Origin of the sequence: Kurthia sibirica (assembly GCF_003143975.1) — a bacterium.
GTDB lineage: Bacteria > Bacillota > Bacilli > Bacillales_A > Planococcaceae > Kurthia > Kurthia sibirica.
Map to the genome: position 1 here is coordinate 13894 of NZ_QFVR01000015.1, position 19160 is coordinate 33053.

The 19160-nt window shown below is 37.8% G+C and carries 25 protein-coding genes; 21 read left to right on the plus strand and 4 right to left on the minus strand.

Annotated features, from left to right (window positions below; all coding sequences use genetic code 11):
- The first annotated feature begins 137 nt into the window (after positions 1–137).
- The 5 genes from DEX24_RS11205 to greA all read left to right on the plus strand — a co-directional run bounded on the left by DEX24_RS11205 (position 138) and on the right by greA (position 4208).
- Complete coding sequence (locus tag DEX24_RS11205) at positions 138–770, plus strand: O-methyltransferase (protein ID WP_109306520.1); 633 nt, start codon at positions 138–140, stop codon at positions 768–770.
- A 5-nt stretch (positions 771–775) separates the two neighbouring features.
- Positions 776–1705 carry a peptidase U32 family protein gene (locus tag DEX24_RS11210; protein WP_109306521.1) on the plus strand — a complete coding sequence of 310 codons (930 nt, stop codon included), beginning with the start codon at positions 776–778 and terminating at the stop codon, positions 1703–1705.
- Positions 1706–1718: 13 nt separating this feature from the next.
- Positions 1719–2993, plus strand: coding sequence for a peptidase U32 family protein (locus DEX24_RS11215; RefSeq protein ID WP_109306522.1), 1275 nt, complete (start codon positions 1719–1721; stop codon positions 2991–2993).
- 2 nt (positions 2994–2995) lie between these two features.
- Entirely contained in the window at positions 2996–3634 is a 639-nt protein-coding gene (gene udk, locus DEX24_RS11220) for a uridine kinase (protein WP_109306523.1), read from the plus strand.
- A 97-nt stretch (positions 3635–3731) separates the two neighbouring features.
- A complete protein-coding gene (greA, locus tag DEX24_RS11225; protein ID WP_109306524.1) occupies positions 3732–4208 on the plus strand; it encodes a transcription elongation factor GreA in 477 nt (158 codons plus the stop codon).
- 73 nt (positions 4209–4281) lie between these two features.
- Here greA and DEX24_RS17020 read toward each other — a convergent pair whose 3' ends face one another.
- Positions 4282–4602 carry a hypothetical protein gene (locus DEX24_RS17020; protein WP_146192987.1) on the minus strand — a complete coding sequence of 107 codons (321 nt, stop codon included), beginning with the start codon at positions 4600–4602 and terminating at the stop codon, positions 4282–4284.
- A 133-nt stretch (positions 4603–4735) separates the two neighbouring features.
- On the opposite strand from DEX24_RS17020, the gene DEX24_RS11230 reads away from it, so the two are divergent.
- Together DEX24_RS11230 and mtnN are read left to right on the plus strand one after the other, a co-directional pair.
- Positions 4736–5428: a YrrS family protein gene (locus DEX24_RS11230; protein ID WP_109306525.1), complete on the plus strand. Its 693-nt coding sequence runs from the start codon at positions 4736–4738 to the stop codon at positions 5426–5428.
- Positions 5429–5498: 70 nt separating this feature from the next.
- Entirely contained in the window at positions 5499–6191 is a 693-nt protein-coding gene (gene mtnN / locus DEX24_RS11235; RefSeq protein ID WP_109306526.1) for a 5'-methylthioadenosine/S-adenosylhomocysteine nucleosidase, read from the plus strand.
- 371 nt (positions 6192–6562) lie between these two features.
- On the opposite strand, the gene pssA is transcribed toward mtnN, so the two are convergent.
- The gene (gene pssA, locus DEX24_RS11240; protein WP_246131367.1) at positions 6563–7087 is read right to left on the minus strand and encodes a CDP-diacylglycerol--serine O-phosphatidyltransferase; all 525 of its coding nucleotides are present in this window, start codon (positions 7085–7087) and stop codon (positions 6563–6565) included.
- A 98-nt stretch (positions 7088–7185) separates the two neighbouring features.
- Between pssA and DEX24_RS11245 the strand changes: the two genes are divergently transcribed.
- From DEX24_RS11245 to DEX24_RS11300, 12 genes are all read left to right on the plus strand, one after another.
- On the plus strand, positions 7186–7971 hold the full coding sequence (locus DEX24_RS11245; RefSeq protein ID WP_109306527.1) for a phosphatidylserine decarboxylase: 786 nt from the start codon (positions 7186–7188) through the stop codon (positions 7969–7971).
- A 63-nt stretch (positions 7972–8034) separates the two neighbouring features.
- Entirely contained in the window at positions 8035–8538 is a 504-nt protein-coding gene (locus DEX24_RS11250) for a YqeG family HAD IIIA-type phosphatase (protein WP_186819603.1), read from the plus strand.
- A 2-nt stretch (positions 8539–8540) separates the two neighbouring features.
- Complete coding sequence (yqeH, locus tag DEX24_RS11255) at positions 8541–9644, plus strand: ribosome biogenesis GTPase YqeH (protein WP_109306529.1); 1104 nt, start codon at positions 8541–8543, stop codon at positions 9642–9644.
- A gap of 12 nt (positions 9645–9656) precedes the next feature.
- Positions 9657–10490: a shikimate dehydrogenase gene (gene aroE, locus DEX24_RS11260; protein ID WP_109306530.1), complete on the plus strand. Its 834-nt coding sequence runs from the start codon at positions 9657–9659 to the stop codon at positions 10488–10490.
- Between the two features lie 4 nt (positions 10491–10494).
- Complete coding sequence (yhbY, locus tag DEX24_RS11265; RefSeq protein ID WP_109306531.1) at positions 10495–10800, plus strand: ribosome assembly RNA-binding protein YhbY; 306 nt, start codon at positions 10495–10497, stop codon at positions 10798–10800.
- 10 nt (positions 10801–10810) lie between these two features.
- Complete coding sequence (locus DEX24_RS11270) at positions 10811–11383, plus strand: nicotinate-nucleotide adenylyltransferase (RefSeq protein WP_109306532.1); 573 nt, start codon at positions 10811–10813, stop codon at positions 11381–11383.
- Positions 11370–11939 carry a bis(5'-nucleosyl)-tetraphosphatase (symmetrical) YqeK gene (yqeK, locus tag DEX24_RS11275; RefSeq protein ID WP_109306533.1) on the plus strand — a complete coding sequence of 190 codons (570 nt, stop codon included), beginning with the start codon at positions 11370–11372 and terminating at the stop codon, positions 11937–11939. The genes DEX24_RS11270 and yqeK overlap by 14 nt, the downstream gene beginning before the upstream one ends.
- 6 nt (positions 11940–11945) lie before the next feature.
- The gene (rsfS, locus tag DEX24_RS11280; protein ID WP_109306534.1) at positions 11946–12323 is read left to right on the plus strand and encodes a ribosome silencing factor; all 378 of its coding nucleotides are present in this window, start codon (positions 11946–11948) and stop codon (positions 12321–12323) included.
- Entirely contained in the window at positions 12316–13053 is a 738-nt protein-coding gene (locus DEX24_RS11285) for a class I SAM-dependent DNA methyltransferase (protein ID WP_109306535.1), read from the plus strand. The genes rsfS and DEX24_RS11285 overlap by 8 nt, the downstream gene beginning before the upstream one ends.
- A gap of 75 nt (positions 13054–13128) precedes the next feature.
- Positions 13129–13785, plus strand: a complete 657-nt coding sequence (locus DEX24_RS11290) for a helix-hairpin-helix domain-containing protein (protein ID WP_170112918.1) — start codon at positions 13129–13131, stop codon at positions 13783–13785.
- 64 nt (positions 13786–13849) lie between these two features.
- Positions 13850–14431: a ComE operon protein 2 gene (locus DEX24_RS11295; RefSeq protein ID WP_109306537.1), complete on the plus strand. Its 582-nt coding sequence runs from the start codon at positions 13850–13852 to the stop codon at positions 14429–14431.
- Positions 14432–14484: 53 nt separating this feature from the next.
- Complete coding sequence (locus DEX24_RS11300; protein ID WP_170112919.1) at positions 14485–16692, plus strand: DNA internalization-related competence protein ComEC/Rec2; 2208 nt, start codon at positions 14485–14487, stop codon at positions 16690–16692.
- A 53-nt stretch (positions 16693–16745) separates the two neighbouring features.
- Here the strand turns inward: DEX24_RS11300 and DEX24_RS11305 are convergent, their stop codons facing one another.
- Entirely contained in the window at positions 16746–16880 is a 135-nt protein-coding gene (locus DEX24_RS11305) for a YqzM family protein (protein WP_109306539.1), read from the minus strand.
- 153 nt (positions 16881–17033) lie between these two features.
- On the opposite strand from DEX24_RS11305, the gene holA reads away from it, so the two are divergent.
- Together holA and DEX24_RS11315 are read left to right on the plus strand one after the other, a co-directional pair.
- Positions 17034–18053: a DNA polymerase III subunit delta gene (gene holA / locus DEX24_RS11310; RefSeq protein ID WP_109306540.1), complete on the plus strand. Its 1020-nt coding sequence runs from the start codon at positions 17034–17036 to the stop codon at positions 18051–18053.
- 461 nt (positions 18054–18514) lie between these two features.
- Positions 18515–18823, plus strand: a complete 309-nt coding sequence (locus DEX24_RS11315) for a YfjL-like protein (protein ID WP_109306541.1) — start codon at positions 18515–18517, stop codon at positions 18821–18823.
- 40 nt (positions 18824–18863) lie between these two features.
- Here the strand turns inward: DEX24_RS11315 and rpsT are convergent, their stop codons facing one another.
- On the minus strand, positions 18864–19112 hold the full coding sequence (rpsT, locus tag DEX24_RS11320; protein WP_109306542.1) for a 30S ribosomal protein S20: 249 nt from the start codon (positions 19110–19112) through the stop codon (positions 18864–18866).
- Between the last annotated feature and the right edge of the window lie 48 nt (positions 19113–19160).

The following is a 19160-nucleotide window of genomic DNA, read 5'->3' on the forward strand; positions in this document are numbered from 1 at the left end:
TTGGATATTTGCTCGAGAAAGTGACAGTTCGTGTAACTTCACCTTCTTTTTTGTAAAGGGAGGCGTCATATAGCTTTTCTAGAGTTTTTATGGTAGGATAAGATGTATTTTATCTAGAAGTGAGGAGAGTAGAACATATGAGTATATCAGATGCCTATATTCAATCCTTCATTCCGGCAAGAGATGAATTGTTAATGGAAATGGAACAATTTGCATTGAACAATCACGTACCTATTATGCAGTTACCTGCAATTGAAAATCTCCTACAAATCCTTCGTATTCATAATCCGAAGTCTATATTAGAAGTCGGCAGTGCGATTGGCTATTCAGCAATTCGTATGGCTAAGGCACTTCCAGAAGTGAAAATTGTAACGATTGAGCGCGATGAAGAACGTATAAATAATGCACGAACATTTATCGCTCGTTCAGATGTAAAAGAGAATATAGTGCTTGTTGAAGGCGATGCGTTAGAAGTGGATATTAAGAGCAACTATCCATCTTTTGATGCTGTTTTTATTGATGCAGCAAAAGGACAATATCAAAAGTTTTTTGATCTATACAGTCCCTTAGTAAGTAGTGGTGGCGTTCTTTATATCGATAATATGTATATGCATGGATTATCGGATTTAGAGATGTCTGAAGTGCCAAGAAGGAAACGTACAATGATTCGTAATTTGCATAAATTTGCAGATTGGGTAATTCAAAATGCTGATTATGATTCAACATTTTTCCCAGTCGGGGATGGCTTATTAATTTGTAAGAAGAGGTGATTACAGTGAAAAAACCACAATTACTCGTTACGCCACATTCACTTGAGCATATCGCTGCATTATTAGATGCTGGAGCAGATGCTTTCCTAGTTGGTGAGGAGCAATTTGGCTTACGCTTAGCCGGAGAATTTCCACTTGAAGCAGTGAAGGAAGCTACGCAATTAATTCATGCGCAAGGCAAAAAGATTTTTATAGCAATGAATGCGATTTTTCATAATGATCGTGTGGACGCTTTAGCGCCCTATATCGAAGAACTCGATAAAATTGCTGTAGATGCCATTGTTTTTGGTGACCCTGCTATCGTGATTGCAAGGCGTGAAGCACAGTCGGAAATCCCGTTACATTGGGATGCTGAAACAATTTCAACGAACTGGTTCCAAGTAAATTATTGGGGTAAACGCGGTGCAAGTCGCGCGCTTTTAGCCCGTGAATTGAGCATGGAAGAAGTCGTCGAAATTAAAGAAAATGCACAGGTAGAAATTGAAGTACTCGTGCATGGTATGACATGTATGTTCCAATCCAAACGTTCGCTGCTCGGCAATTATTTCTTATTCCAAGATCAGGCGATGGAAGTCGAAAATCGTAAAGCGGCTAAAAATATGTTTTTACATGACAAAGAACGTGAAAATAAATACCCGATTTTTGAAGATTTGAATGGTACACATATTTTTAGTCCGAATGATATTTGCATAATCGATGAGCTAGAAGAATTATTTGAGGCACAAATCGATAGTTTTAAAGTAGATACCGTGCTACATACAGAAGCTTATGCTCTAGCAGTCGTCTCTTATTATCGTCAAGCAATCGACGCTTACGCTGAGTCTCAAGAGGAGTATGAGGACATAAAAGCGGAACTATTAGAAAAAATTGAAGAGATTCAACCAGCGTTACGTCCTTTAGACACTGGCTTCTACTTCAAAGAAACAGTTTACTAGGGAGGTAATGGAGATGTCCACGATCGTCAACGAACGCATTAGCGAAATCATTGATGGCAAACGCGTCATTACGAGAAAACCTGAACTTCTTGCACCTGCCGGCAATTTAGAAAAACTAAAAATTGCTGTACACTATGGTGCTGACGCTGTATTCATTGGTGGACAGGAGTTTGGTTTGCGTTCAAATGCGGGTAATTTTTCGATTGCCCAAATGCAAGAAGGCGTTGAATTTGCCAATAAATATGATGCGAAAATTTATGTTACGACGAATATATTTGCTCATAATGATAATATGCATGGCTTAGAAGACTATTTACAAAATATCGAAGGAGCCGGCGTTACAGGTATTATCGTCGCCGACCCACTTATTATCGAAACATGTAAAGAGGTCGCTCCGAACTTGGAGATTCACTTGAGCACACAGCAATCATTATCCAATTGGAAAGCGGTGCAATATTGGAAAGAGCAAGGGTTGGAGCGCGTTGTATTAGCGCGAGAAACAGGTGCTGAAGAAATCCAATTAATGAAAGAAAAAGTAGATATTGAAATCGAATCTTTCGTCCACGGCGCAATGTGTATCGCGTACTCTGGACGATGTGTACTTTCAAATCATATGACTGCCCGTGACTCAAATCGTGGAGGATGCTGCCAATCTTGTCGCTGGGATTATGATTTATACGCCGTAGAGAGTGGCGAAGAAAAACCATTATTTGAAAAACAGCAGGAAGCATTTGCGATGAGTCCAAAAGACTTAAAACTAATTGAATCGATTCCACAAATTATCGAACTAGGCATCGACTCATTAAAAGTGGAAGGTCGCATGAAATCAATTCACTATATCGCCACAGTTGTGACCGTCTATCGCAAAGTAATTGATGCGTATTGTGCAGATCCTGATAATTTCATTATTCAACGTGAGTGGTTAGAAGAATTAGATAAATGTGCCAACCGTGAAACGGCTTCATCTTATTTTGAAGGTGAGCCAGGATATGAGCAACAAATGTTTGGCAACCATAGCAAGCAAACCACTTTTGATTTTTGTGGTATCGTTTTAGATTATAACGATGAAACATCGATGATTACGCTACAACAGCGCAATTATTTTAAACCCGGCGATGAAGTGGAGTTTTTTGGTCCAGAAATAGGAAACTTTAACGTAATCGTTGGCGAAATATTCGATGGCAAGGGCACATCATTAGATGCAGCTCGTCACCCGCTTCAAATTGTTCACTTCAAATGTGAGCAAAAAGTAAACTCGCATGATATGATGCGTAAGGAGATGCGATAATTTTGGAAAAAAAACGTCCTGTTGTCATTGGCATCGCAGGTGGATCAGGCTCTGGTAAAACAAGTGTGACACACGCGATTCATGATGTATTTAAGAATCATAATGTAGTAGTAATTGAACAGGATTATTATTATAAAGACCAAAGCCATTTGGAATTTAATCAGCGTTTGGAAACGAACTATGACCATCCAGATGCGTTCGACACTGAATTATTAATTCAAGATGTTGAGACTCTTTTAAGAAGAGAATCTGTTGAAAAACCAGTGTATGATTATGCACTACACACACGTTCATCGGACACTGTCCACATCGACCCTCAGGACGTAATTATTTTAGAAGGTATACTCGTTTTGGCAGATGAGAAACTACGTGACTTAATGGATATTAAGTTATTTGTAGATACAGATGCCGATTTACGAATTATTCGTCGTATTTTACGTGACATAAATGAACGTGGTCGCTCGATTGATTCAGTAATTGAACAGTATTTATCAGTGGTTCGCCCGATGCATAATCAGTTCATCGAACCAACTAAACGCTATGCCGATATTATTATTCCCGAAGGTGGCCAAAATGAAGTGGCTATCGATTTAATGGTTACGAAAATTAAAACTATTGTTGAATCTGACAATATAGTGTAATATCATTGTAATGATTAACCATATTTAGAAAAGCTATGTCGCCTCCTAGTTGGAAAGCGACATAGTATTTTTTATCTCACTTAAGGAGTGAATTCAATTGTCAACAGAAAAACAATATCCAATGACAGCAGCAGGAAAGCAAAAATTGGAAGACGAATTAGAATACTTGATCTCAACAAAAAGAAAAGAAGTAGTAGAACGCATTAAGATTGCTCGTGGTTTTGGCGACTTATCTGAGAACTCTGAATATGATGCAGCGAAAGATGAACAAGGTTTTGTAGAGGGCCGTATTTCTTTGTTACAAACGATGATTATCAACGCAACAATCATTGAAGAAGGTTCAAATGTTCGCGACACAGTTGCAATCGGTTGCACGGTGAAATTTGTCGAACTACCTGAAGAAGATGAAGAAGAATACACAATCGTTGGTTCTGCTGAAGCCGATCCAATTGAAGGTCGTATTTCAAACGATTCACCAATAGCAAAAGCTCTTCTAGGACGCAAAGTAGGCGATGTTGTTAAAATCAACACACCAGGTGGCGACATGGAAGTAAAAATTACTTCAATCAAATAAGTTAATTATTTTATAATAAAGTCTATGCAAAAACATAATCGTTTTTGTGTAGGCTTTTTCTATTCATTCCAGCCTAAGCCAATGCCTTGGGTGCGAAAACAATAAATTCGCCGCGCATCTGACAGTAAGTAGGTTTAGTTAGGCTAACCGGTAAGTAAACGGGACTAACCGGCAAGTAAAGAGGTCCAACCGGTAAGTAAAGAGGTCCAACCGGTAAGTAAACGGGACTAACCGGTAAGTAAAGAGGTCTAACCGGTAAGTAAACGGGTCCAACCGGTAAGTAAAAGAGTCCAACCGGTAAGTAAAAGGGACTAACCGGCAAGTAACACCTGTATAAGTTAAATTTTAATTTTAAAAGAATGGTTAGACCATATTCCGCAGCAATGTATGACATGAGAACAAGGGATTTTGTTTTGTTAGTAGAAGAATGACAGTGAAATTAAATTTTTATGACAATATTTTTACTGGTAGTTTAGGACTTGCAAACTATGCTATGATGGCATTATTGAAGTACTGGAGGGATTTGTATGACGGAAAATACGAGAAGATATCGTGCCGACAGAAAGCCACCAAATAAGAAAAAAGGCGATAAATTATTGAATTATTTAATTTCAATTGTTGTCATATTAATATTTGTTGTGGCGGGTTTTATTTTCTTTGGTGATTCTACGAAGAAGGTTGCTAATAACAAGGTTGATGATCAAGTAGTTGAACAGCCTAAAACGCCAGCTAAAAAAGAAGAGACGAAAAAAGATGATCAGCCATCTGATAAGACAGATGATAAAAAGGATGAACAACAAGAACCAAATACTAGAGAAGATGATAATAATACGGAATTAAAGGGTGATTTGACAACAAGCGATACAGCGAAGGTCACACCGATGGATGATGCCGTTGTGAAAGAAGTAATTGAAGATTCAAGTTGGACACCGTTCAAAACGAAGCAGCAAGATGATGGTACAGCGCATAATTCAAGCTACGATGAGAAGTCGTTGGATTGGCAGGAGAAAATCGCCGCTATCTCTGCTGTTACTGACATAGCTGAAGCAGATTTAATTGTTTGGTTTATGAAAAATGGAGGGTCAGCTGACTCGGCAATTGGTACTGTTTCTTCAAAAGATAAATCAAAAATGTATCGCGTGTCGATTAAATGGGTAACAAAGGAAGGATGGCTTCCTACAAAAGTTGAAACATTAAAACAAATTAAAGGCGCGTACTAAACAGCTGTTGACTCACTAGTCAATAATGTTTAATGTAAAAGAGAAGTTATTTTGGAAGGTGGAAATTATAATGAAAATTGCCGTAATCGGTGCAATGGAAGAAGAAGTAGAATTACTTCGAGGCGCTATTGAAGATGCAAAAACAACAACAATCGCAAATTCTGAATATACAGAAGGTACATATGCAGGAAAAGAGATTGTCTTACTTAAGAGTGGTATTGGTAAAGTAAATGCTGCCATGTCTACGACTATTTTACTGCAACAATTTAAACCGGATATTGTGATCAATACTGGTTCTGCGGGTGGCTACGATGAAAATTTAGAGGTTGGAGCAATCGTTATTTCCGATGAAGTGCGTCATCATGACGTCGATGCAACAATATTTGGTTATGAAATAGGTCAAGTACCACAAATGCCAGCTGGTTTTAAAGCTGATGCTCATTTGATTACAGTTGCTGAGCAGGCTGTAGAGGCTGTTGGAGAACATCCATACGCGGTAGGTTTAATTACTACTGGTGATTCATTTATGAACGATCCAGTACGTGTTGAAATGGTACGCACACAATTTCCAACGATGAAAGCTGTAGAAATGGAAGCTGCTGCTGTAGCGCAAGTATGTTTCCAATTTGCCACACCTTTTGTTGTTATTCGAGCGTTGTCTGATATTGCGGGTAAACAATCTAACATTAGCTTTGATGAATTTTTACCGGTTGCAGCAAAACATTCGACACAAGTTGTGTTACAAGCAGTAAAATCACTATAAGTGTATGATGAGGACATCGATCACTCTTGCCTGTTACTTTTATCACATATATGAATGTTTTCGTCATGTTATCATGAGGGTAGTAACTAAGTATGGATAGCAATGTATAGGAGGAATGATCATGACATTTATCATGACGGTCTCCGTAATAATAACAGCGGTAATTGCACTCGTTATTGTTGCGGAAACAACAACTACTTAATAGGCAATTTTGTAAATAAAATAGAAGCTCTTTCATTCTGCCATAAAATGACTGGATGAAAGGCTTCTTTTTATTTTAACTTTGTAAAATGAACGTTTTCTCGTGTCCGACGTCCTATAAAATAACATAGAAAAACGCGCCTATATATAGGCGCGTTTTATATTGCCAGTTACACTTTCTTCAATGAAAAATTACTAATCATTAAAACTGCTAGTATGACAAATAAAATCATATAGAAGACCGGTGATAACCAGGGTGAAAAGAAATATGAAATCGTTAATACAGCACCAGCTGCTGTAATGGGTAATCCAGTGAAAAACCCGTTGGCTTCAGCAATATTAAATCGGGCAAGGCGAAATGCTCCGCTAGCAATATACAAGACTGCAACAACCATTCCTATACTGCCAAAATCAGTTAGCGCAACTTGATACATTAATAACGCAGGAGCTACCCCAAATGATATAATATCACTCATAGAATCCAATTGTTTGCCAAGTTCTGACTCTAAATTGTATTTACGAGCAACTTTTCCATCATATCGATCGAGTAGTGCTGCAATTAAAATGAATAAGACTGCGTTATTATAGGATTCGTTCATTGTTGCCATTAAAGCAGCGCCACCGAAGGAAATATTCCCAATGGTGATGAAGTTCGCTAAATTTGCCTTCATTTTTTTTACTGTGACATCCACCATATTCAATGGACAACACTCCTTTAAATTTAGTTATTATTAGACTATTATAAGACGTAAAGCTACAAACTGTAAATCATTATTAACACGGAGGTAACAAAATGCTTAAAAAAAAGCTGTATCAAACAGCTATTGAACTCACAAATAAAAATTGGTCGTCCGACTGTTTAAAGATTGTAATGGGCTCCATGTTAAGTAAAAAATTAATAAAATCTTATATCAATGTATACGATATAAACATGCAAGAAGTTTCAAAATCCATCGATTCTTTTGAAAATCTACAGCAGTTTTTCACACGTGAATTAAAAGAAGGTACCCGACCAATTGATGGCACACTTGAATTATTGACTAGCCCAGCTGATTCGAAAATCGAATCATTTGGTACGATTTCAAGCGATACAAAATTATTGGTAAAGGGGCAGGAATATGATTTAGCGGCTTTATTAGGGAAGGCAGACAACGCAAAAACGTATAAAAATGGCAAATATATCGTATTTTATTTGAGTCCTGCTGACTATCATCGCGTACATAGCCCAGCGGATGCCTTTGTTAAACGACAATATATTTTAGGAAGACATTCTTATCCTGTTAATAGCATGGGCCTACTTCATGGCAAAAAACCTATTTCTGGTAATTACCGAATGATTTCCGAATTAGCATTAAATAATGGTACGCAAACAGCCTTTATTAAAGTAGGGGCTATGTTCGTCAATACAATTGAATTAAAAAATACTTCGCAAAATTGGACAAAGGGTGAAGATATAGGTCAATTTGCCTTCGGTTCAACAGTCGTCATGCTTTTTGAAGAAGATTCTATTGAATTTTTATCAAATATACAAAAAGGACAGCATATACTTGTGGGAGAAGCGTTCTGCAATATGTTATAATCGTAAAAGGTAAAGTATTTACACTTTAGAAAATGGAGAGAACACAATTTGTATAAATTAATAATGCCAAAGGAGTTTGTCCATTCTGTATTTGATTTGACACCTGAGCGTTTAAGCAATCTTGGGATTAAAGGAATTATTACAGATTTAGACAACACCTTGATAGAGTGGGATCGAGCTCTCGCTACCCCTGAACTGATTGAATGGTTAAATACGATGAATGCTGCAGGTATTCAAATAATAATTGCCTCTAATAATGGTGAGGAACGCGTCCAACGCTTTGCAGACCCTGTTGAGCTCCGTTATATTGCAAGAGCAAAAAAACCGCTTTTAAGCGCTTTTAAACAAGCTTTACAGCAGATGGACTTAAAACCACAAGAGGTTATGATGATTGGCGATCAAATGCTCACAGATATGATGGGTGCCAATCGTATGAAGCTACACACAATTTTAGTTAAACCAGTTGCGAAATCGGATGGTGTCATTACGAAAGTGAATCGTGCGATCGAGAGACGTGTCTATAAATACTTAACTAAAAAAGGAATACCAACTTGGGAGGAACAATAAATATGAATGAAAAGTTACACTGCATCGGCTGTGGTACGGAGATCCAAACAGAAAACCCACAGGAACCAGGCTATGCACCAGTATCATCTTTAGAAAAAGAGGATATTATTTGCAAACGTTGTTTTCGTTTGAAAAATTATAACGAATTACAACCGGTATCTCTTACAGATGATGATTTCTTACGCATCTTAAACGGTCTAGGAACTCAAAAAGGTTTAATTGTTAAAATTGTTGATATTTTTGATTTTAATGGTAGTTGGTTACCAGGTTTACACCGCTTTGTCGGTTCGAACCCTGTACTATTAATCGCTAATAAAGTAGATCTATTACCAAAGTCAGTCAATAAAAACAAAGTAATCAATTGGATTAAACAAGAGGCGAAAAACCTTGGTCTTAAACCAATTGACGTTTTATTAGTAAGTGCTCATAAAGGTTCTGGCATGACGGAAGCAATGGAAGCGATTGAACATTATCGTCGCGGTGAAGACGTCTATGTTGTGGGCTGTACGAATGTCGGTAAATCAACGTTTATTAACCGCATTATTAAAACTGCTACGGGTACTGGTGATATTATTACAACGTCTCATTTCCCAGGTACGACTTTAGATATGATCGAAATCCCGTTGGATGATAAAAAAGCAATTTTTGATACTCCGGGAATTATTAATCATCACCAAATGGCTCATTATCTTGATCCGTCTGAGCTGAAATTTATTATGCCTAAAAAAGAAATCAAACCGAAAACATTCCAATTGAATGCGGGGCAAACATTGTTTGTAGGAGCCTTAGCTCGCTTTGATTTCATTCAAGGTCAACGTGCAGCATTCACGGTGCATATTGCCAATGATTTAGATATTCATCGTACAAAATTAGAAAAAGCTGATGAGCTTTATGCCAATCATCGCGGCGAATTATTAGCACCGCCTTCTGAAAAATACATCGATCAATTACCAAGATTGGTGCGTCATGAATTTTCAATCAAGGAAGCTAAAACAGATATTGTTTTTTCTGGTTTAGGTTGGATTACAATTCAAGATACAAACTGCGTCATTGCAGCTTATGCTCCTGAAGGTGTAGAAGTGCAAGTTCGTCCTTCATTAATCTAGGGGGAAATTACGTTGAAAAAATGGTATGCCGTTATAGGAGATCCAATCGAACATTCACTATCACCTCTCATGCATAATACATGGTTTGAAACGCAGAAAATAGATGCGAGTTATTTGCCGATTCATGTGAAACCACAAGAGCTCGAACAGGCAGTTGCCTCTTTGAAGCTCCTAGATGCTGGAGGCTGGAATGTAACGATTCCTCATAAAGAAAAAATTATTCCGCTATTAGATGTACTAGATGATTCAGCACGTCGTATGGGCGCTGTTAATACAGTCGTACGTATGGCAGATGGGCGCTTAAAAGGGTATAATACGGATGGTCTAGGTTTCGTTCGTTCTTTAGAGGAGCAAATCGGTTCAGAAAAACGTCAATTACGCGTCTTAATTATTGGCGCTGGTGGAGCAGCTCGTGGTATTGCCTTTGCGCTAGAGTCCACGGGTTATTCTGCTATTTCAATTTGTAATCGTACTGTTTCGAAGGCGGAAACAATTTGTTGCGAGCTGTCACAAAATGCACAAGCATTGTCGTTAGATCAGGCGAGTCAGGAGCTAGACGACTATGATATTATCGTTCAAACGACACCAGCTGGCTTGAAAAATGGTAGTTTTGAATTGCCATTCAATTGCGAAAAATTAAAATCAACAGCAATTGTTGCGGATATTGTGTATAATCCTTTAATGACCGCTTTATTAAAGGAAGCATCAAAAAAAGGGGCGACCGTCGTCACTGGAATAGGAATGTTCATCCATCAGGGTGCACTTGCCTATAGCTATTGGACAGGTAATTACCCCGATATAGTAGCTGTTAAAGACAAGCTACTTGCAAATTTAGGAGGAAATTAATTTTATGTTAACAAGTAAACAAAAACGTTTTTTACGTGCAGAAGCGCATCATCTAGACCCTATTTTCCAAGTAGGTAAAGGTGGAATTAGCGAAGCAATGCTCGTTCAAATCAAACAAGCAATTAATGTACGCGAACTTATTAAAGTGCGTATTTTAGATAACTGTGAATTCGACAAGCATGAAGTTGCAGCAGATTTAGCTGAAGGTACAGATACAGAACTTGTACAATTAATTGGCTTAACAGTGGTTCTTTACAAACAAGCAACGAAAAGAGAACACCGCCGCATCGAACTTCCTAAAGCAAAATAGGGGTGACTAGATGAAAAAAATTGGAATCATGGGAGGTACATTTAATCCGCCGCATATTGGTCATTTAATTATGGCCAATGAGGTGTTACATGTACTGAAATTAGATGAGGTACGGTTTATGCCAAATGCGATTCCTCCTCATAAGCATAAAAGTAATGATGCCACTGCACAGCAACGTTTTGCGATGACCGAGCTTGCTATTGCTAGTAATAGACGCTTCAAAATGGAGCCCTATGAAATACAGCAAGGGGGCATTTCTTACAGTTATGATACATTGAAGGCTTTGACAGCTGTCGAGCCGGATAGTGATTTCTATTTTATTATCGGTGGGGATATGATCGATACTTTGCATACATGGCATCGAATTGACGAACTATTGCAGCTTGTCCATTTCGTAGGCGTGTTTCGACCTGGTTCAAACGGAGAGACAAGACTTCCAATAGAGCTTGTCCCCGCGCCAGTGATTGATCTTTCCTCAACCGAATTGCGTCAAAGATTTGCGGATAATCGCGATGTGACGTATTTAATACCTCAAAAGGTAGAGCAATTTATTCGAGAGGAAGGGTTATATGGAGCGAAATGAGCTTTTAGCTAAAATCAAAGACCGTATGCCTGAAAAACGTTATATTCATACAATTGGTGTTGCAGACACTGCGATTGCACTTGCCGAACGATTCGGTAATGACACTAAAAAGGCAGAAATAGCCGGTATTTTGCATGATTCATGTAAATTTGCAGATCGTCAATGGATGCAACAGATCATTATAGAACAAAAAATGGACCCTACTTTACTCGACTATCACCATGAACTGTGGCATGCCCCCGTTGGTGCATATGTGGCAAAAACCGAATTTGGCGTAATGGATGATGATATTTTGAATGCCATTGCCTATCATACGACAGGTCGTGCAAATGCCAGTGATTTAGAGTGTATTGTTTATATCGCAGATCTTATTGAACCCAATCGTAAATACCCGGGAGTTGAAGAACTTCGCAAAGCAGCAGTTGAATTAGACTTGCAGGCATTAATGATTTTATGTATTACACATTCTATACATTTTTTAATGTCGAAGCATCAGCCTGTTTTCCCAGATTCATTCAATTGCTACAATGATTTATTGTTAAAGAAAAGAGGCTAATTTTTAATGGAAAACAAAACATTATTAGATATCGTATTTAAAGCAGCAGATGACAAACGTGCAGAGGATATCGTCGTATTAGACATGCAAGGTATCTCACTTTTAGCGGATTATTTCGTTATTTGTCATGCCAACTCAGATCGTCAAGTACAAGCAATCGCTCGTGAAATGATGAATGAGTCAGGTAAAGAAGGATTTGATTTAAAACGCGTTGAAGGTTTTGACGGCGGACGTTGGGTACTTGTTGATTTAGGCGATGTTGTCGCACATGTATTCCACAAAGAAGAACGCAGCTACTACAACTTAGAACGTCTTTGGGGCGATGCACCAGAAGCAGATTATGATGGTTATGTAGATGGCTATGATGATGATTTAGATGACTAATTACGGACGCTTTGCTGAAGTATATGATGTACTGATGCAAGATATTCCGTATGACGACTATGTACAATGGGTGATGAAACATGCACCTGCTGCTGATTCTACCAATTTATTGGACATCGGTTGTGGTACGGGTACAATGCTCGAAAAATTCATGGCAAACGGTTATATAGGCACGGGCTTAGATTTATCTGAAGAGATGTTAATGATGGCAAATGAACGCTTAAATACACAGGGGCAACAAGTATTACTTGTTTGTCAATCGATGGATGAACTTGAAGGCTTTGTGGATTTAGACATTATTACCATTCCAATTGATTCAATCAATTATCTTCCAGAACGACAGCAGGTTGAAAAAACGTTAAAAGGATGTTATGATGCGCTGGCTTCAGGTGGTCAATTATTCTTTGACGTTCATTCCCTTTATAAAATGTCTACTATATTTATGGACGGCCCATTCACATATGATGATGGTGACATTACCTACTTATGGCAAACAGCAGACGGGGAAGCACCGTATTCCGTGCATCATGATATGTCATTTTTTGTCCATGTTGAAGATGATTTATACGAACGATTCGAAGAACAGCATTATCAGCGTACTTTTTCAATCGCAGACTATACAGAGATGGTAAAGGCGGCAGGGTTTGAAGAAATTCAAATTACAGCTGATTTTACCGATGAAGCGCCAAGTGAATTTTCACAGCGTATTTTCTTCCACGCAACAAAATAATTCCAATTTATTGGAAAGTAATATAAGATGGTGGTAGCTCCATGCGATGTCCTTTTTCGAAAGGCTGTGCGAGCTATGCCATCTTTTATTTTGCTTTATAAAAAACAACTGGCCATTGGTGCTGCGCTGATCCTAGCTATAGCGTTAGCTATTTTTTACTATATGGTTGATTCAAAGAGAGTTGATGCTACTTTACAACTCCAAAAATCCCCCTCAAATCACTCACTTCCCTTAACTTCAGCCAATCAGACAAATCATAAAAAAGCGCCTCCAGCCATCAAAGAAGCAGTCATTTTAGTAGATGTCAAAGGTGCTATAATGTATCCAGGCGTTTACAAGCTAGAGGCAGATGGACGCGTTATTGAGGCCATTCAACTTGCCGGTGGTTACAAAAAAAATGCACAATCAAAATACATTAATCATGCTCAAAAAGTAAGTGATGAAATGATTATTTATGTACCGAGAAAAGGCGAGAAACAGCCCGATTTTATAGGCCAGCAAAACGTGAGCTTGCCAAATGATGGCGAGGCAAAAAAATTGACGGTCAATATTAATAGTGCTGATCATATAGCGCTACAAACATTAAATGGTATCGGTCCTGCAAAAGCGCAAGCGATTATCGATTATCGCGAAACGAACGGGCACTATACTGTCACCGAAGATCTTATGAAAGTTTCTGGCATCGGTGAAAAAACATTTGAAAAATTACGCGATGTAATATCTACACAATAGCTATTGACCAACTACATACTTTATTCGTAAACTAGTAGTACTAAAATAAAACGGGGGCATTGTAATGGAGCGAATAACTTGGAACCAATTTTTTATGGCACAAAGTCATCTTTTAGCATTGAGAAGTACATGTACGAGGCTGTCGGTTGGCGCAACGATTGTCCGCGATAAACGTATTATTGCAGGGGGTTATAACGGCTCGATTTCAGGGGATGATCATTGTATTGACAAAGGATGTTACGTTGTCGATAATCATTGTGTTCGTACGGTCCATGCTGAAACGAATGCATTGCTACAATGCGCAAAATACGGTACACCAACAAATGGTGCAGATTTATATGTGACGCATTTCCCGTGTCTGCCTTGTTCCAAAACAATTATACAAGCGGGTATTAAAAATCTCTACTATGCTAAAGATTATAAAAATAATGAATATGCAGTCGAGTTGTTCAAGCAAGCCGATGTACATATTGAACATATCCCATTCGATTCGCGTAAAGTAGATTTTTTAAGCGATGATAAAATGGCATTATATGTTGAAATGCTCAATGAATTACGTGAAAGAGGGGCAACAGCCGATGAATTGGCACCATTTGAACAAAGGGTGGAAGCATTATTCGGACTAGAGTATTCACAATTGAAATAATGTATAGTGCATTGTCGGTTCTTCTTGCTATTATAGCGGCGAATGAATCGGCAATGCTTTTACTTTTATACGGTCCCTTCTTCCTATGGTTACTATTACGAAAAAGCTCTATATGGACAGTGGGACTGTCACTAGTCGCTGGATTATTTTTTTATATGTATACGACAGAGCAACTTAAAGAAGGTCCACCATTGGAAAATACGATGACGATGCAATGGACTATGACAAACATCGTAAATGGCAAAATGCTACGAGGATTTATGAAGACAACAAGTGGACAAAAAATATACTGTACATATAAGTTTCAGAATGAAGCAGAAAAAATCAGCTTTGAGAAGGAAGTGTTAGGTGGGCAATTTTATATTGTCCAAGGCGAACTCGTTACGCCTCCTCTCGCTAACCATGTTTTTTCATTTTCAATGGCGAGCTACTTTAAAGCGCATAATGCGCAAGGAATCTACGAAATAACAAGCATGAGATTTGTTGCAAGTAGCCATAATATCTTCACTTTTATGGCGCAACAAAGACAGCGTGTTCGTATGCAAATTGAGCAGTTTTTTCCTGAGTCAATACGAGCAGAGGCAAAGGCATTACTCATCGGAGATCAAAGTGAAGTAGAACTTCAGCATACAAAGCTATATCAACAATTCGGTATCTCACATCTTTTTGCAATATCGGGACTACATGTCGGTATTATGAGTTTTTTACTATACGAAGGTCTTTTACGCTTACGTTGTCGGGTTGAATATGCTAGGGGTATTGTAGTTTGTAGTTTGCCCTTGTATGCGTTGTTTGTAGGCGGTGCTCCTTCAGTGTGGAGAGCTGTCATGATGGTACTCCTCATCCTTTTAGCTAAGAAACTTGAGCATGTATTGACCTTAGAAAATGCAATTGCTATAAGCTTTATTATTTTTGTGCTTGTATCGCCAAATAGTATATATCAAATAGGATTTCAATTATCTTATCTAGCGACACTTGCCATCATTTTATCCAGTCAAATCATCACGCGACAAACCTCATCTTTGGCGCAAGCATTTGTTATTACGACAGTATGCCAATTACTTGTAGGGCCATTGCTACTCCATCATTTTTTCGAACTCAGCCTAACAAGTTTTGTTATGAATTTATTATTTGTCCCTCTCTTCTCATTTTTCATCGTCCCAATGAATGGTCTATTACTACTCTGCTGTTTCATCATGAAACCACTCTTCTCATGGCTCCTATTTTTTTATGAACCGTTGCGTCGACTTTTATGGCAATTCATGTTCTTTTTGCAGCAATTCCCAATTCATGTATGGACGCCTGGTAGGCCGACAGTCATTTTGCTCCTGCTATTATTTGGTTTATTGTACTTCTTTTTTTACTTTTGGGAAAAAAAGAAGTATCCGTTAGTAATGGCATTTAGTTTGACGCTCCCTGTATTAGTATTAAATAACCTCCCTAAATTGAACACCCAGTTGACGATTACATTTTTAAGTGTTGGTCAAGGCGACTGTACGATTATTGAAATGCCTAATCGTTCGGCTGTTTATATGATTGATACGGGTGGGATTTTACGTTTTGAGGAAGAGGATTGGCAACGTTCGACAAAAACCTTTGAAGTAGGACGGCAAATTGTTATTCCGTATTTGAAGGGGCGAGGGATTACGAAGATTGACAAGCTCATTCTGAGTCACGCTGATGCCGATCATGTAGAAGCGGCAGAGGAAGTTTTACAGTCAATCAAGGTAAAAGAAATACATCTACCACCAAATGCGGTCAACGAATTGGTTATGGCTGATGTAATCGCTGAAGCAACTGCACAACAAATTCCACTGAAAGAACAGCTCGCAGGTGATATTTGGTATGAAGGGCATGTTGGCTTTCAATATATTATGCCATATAGTACGGAATATAATGGGAATAACAGTTCTTTAGTGACGGTTATTACGTATAAAGACGAAAAAATCCTGTTACCGGGTGATTTAGAAAAGGAGGGGGAGCAAGAATTATTGCAGAAAAATCCCGAAGTTTTACAGGGAGTCACTGTTTTAAAGGCGGGTCATCATGGTTCAAAAACATCAACGACTGAAGAATTTCTACGAGCAGTTGCACCAAAGACCCTTATTTTTTCAACGGGTCTAAACAATCGATACAATCATCCTGCAACAGAGGTGGTTGAACGTGTCGTTCAGGCATCGATTCCTTTTTTCAATACTGCAGATGATGGCACAATTATATTGGATATAGACCACGGTGTTAGATGGCGTCGTTCCGAATAAAAAAGAGCCTTTACGCGTTGTATTAATATACGACGGTAAGGCTCTTTTAGCACTTAGGAAGCAACGAAATCAACGATGACAGCGATAACATACATAGCTGCAAAGAATAAAAACGAAACGCCAAACCCTACGCCAGCATCAATCGCGTCATTGCGTTTGCACTGAACATCTTTTTCAAATGGATTCATAGTTATCCCTCCTAATTCATTCCCATTATATAGCATAAATAGAAAAAAAGCTATATTCACCTAAGAATTTGGATGGTATTGGAATGGTTAGAGACAGTTGTCTATTTTCGTCAATCCTGTATACTAGAACGTAATGAAAGGTAGGCGGGGTACATGTTTCAAAAGATTTGGAATGATATAAAAAAGGGCCATATTGCACCTGTCTATTTACTTGCAGGACAGGAAGCTTATTTTATCGATGATACGATTCGACGTATTAAAACGGCGCTTGAAGAACAGGAAGAAATCGAAACGACTACTTTTGATTTAGATGAAGTCCCTGTTGATGCTGTATTAGATGAAGCCGATACAATCCCTTTTTTCTCCACTAAAAAATTAGTGATCGCTAAAAATGCGTCATTTTTAAAAGCGACTGATAAAACAAAGGAAAAAATTAATCATGATCTTAAACGTTTAGAAAATTGGCTACAATTCCCTTCAGATTTTTCCATTACTATTTTTGTTGCACCTTATGAAAAACTGGATGAACGTAAAAAAATAACAAAACAAATGAAAGAGTTCGCTCTGTATTTATATGCTGAAGCACCAAAAGAACGTGATTTAGCAGTATGGGTTCATAATGAAGTATCATCACAGCAAAAACAAATTGATGATGAAGCAATTGGTAAGTTAATAGAATTAGTAGGGATGGACATGCTTCATCTTCAAACAGAAGTGGATAAACTTTGTCGTTACCTAGGTGAAGAACAGATGATTACCTTACAATTAGTAGAAGATCTCGTAGCAAAAACATTGGAACAGGATGCATTTAAACTACTGAACGCCTATATTGCGGGGAATACATCTGTCTCTATTTCGATTTACCATGATTTAATTCGACAAAAGCAAGAACCAATCGCTCTTGTGGCACTACTTGCATCTCAAGTACGTTTAATGTCGAATGTGTATTATTTGTTGTCAAAAGGGTATCATGCACAGCAAATCGCGAAAACATTGCGTGTCAATCCTTATCGTGTAAAGCGCATCATTGAAGACCGTAATGGTATTGCTGATCACTATTTATTGAAAGCGTTATATGGTTTAAGCGAAGTTGATTTACAGCTCAAAACAATGACTGGAAGGCGTGAACGTTATTTGGAACTATTCCTCTTACGGCCGCTTGTCACCCAGTAATAAAAAAGATGAGCCTGAGACAGAACAAAAATAGTATGTCTCCCATATGAATAATCCCGTATGCTTTTGAAAAAGCATACGGGATTTTCTCTGTTGAAAATACGTTTGCCCTAGCTCATCTTTTTCAATTTCGTTAAATTATCAATTACCTACCTAAACAAATGAGTTAAAGTAGCTCGGAAAAATAATGAGATCATTTTTCTATCATGCAATTACGAATAGTGTAACTCTCTGTAACTCAAATGCCTTCCAATGATGTACAGCAGTGATTTATTGAAGCGCTTGTCCAAATTAATCGACTAACCAACGTTCAAGTTATGAATTAGTATCACTTTAAAAAGGTAAAAAAGTTAGAAGATAGTAGGTTTAAATAAAAAAATACTAAATTAATTGAAAAAAGAATACTAATTAGGTTTTATTTGGGTATATATAAAGGAGGATGAAGTGGAGGAGGTAGTGGTATGACAAAAACAACAAGAAGAGTTTGGATGATTATTGGTATAGTCGTGATTTGTTTACTCATTACGAATAATTTTACGAGTAATCCATATGCAAAACATCGAGCTGCATTAAAAGTAAAAACATTTTTAAATGAAAATTATAAGAAATATTCTTTTGACGTAGCTGATGGTCATTTTAATCGACAGCAAAAATTGTATCAATTTACTGTAACAAATAAAAATGATGCAGCGCAATCGTATAAATTTAAAATTGAAAATGGTGACGATTATTCAATCGTAGAGAATACAATCAATATAAAAAAGGACTGATGCAAAATGCATCAGTCCTTTTGAATTCTACCGAGTAGAATTAAGCTTTTTTCATTAAACGAGCTTTAGTACGAGCAGCAGCGTTTTTGTGGATTAAGCCTTTAGAAGCAGCTTTATCTAAAGATTTGATAGCAGCTGATAATAATTCAGGAGCTTTTTCGTCTTTAGCAGTCATAGCAACCTCTGCTTTTTTGATAGCAGAACGCATAGCAGATTTTACTTGTACGTTAGCCACTTTAGCTTTCTCAGCAGTTTTTACACGTTTGATAGCAGATTTGATGTTTGGCATGAAATTCACCTCCTAATAAGGATCGAGATGAGTAAATTCTCAACTGTG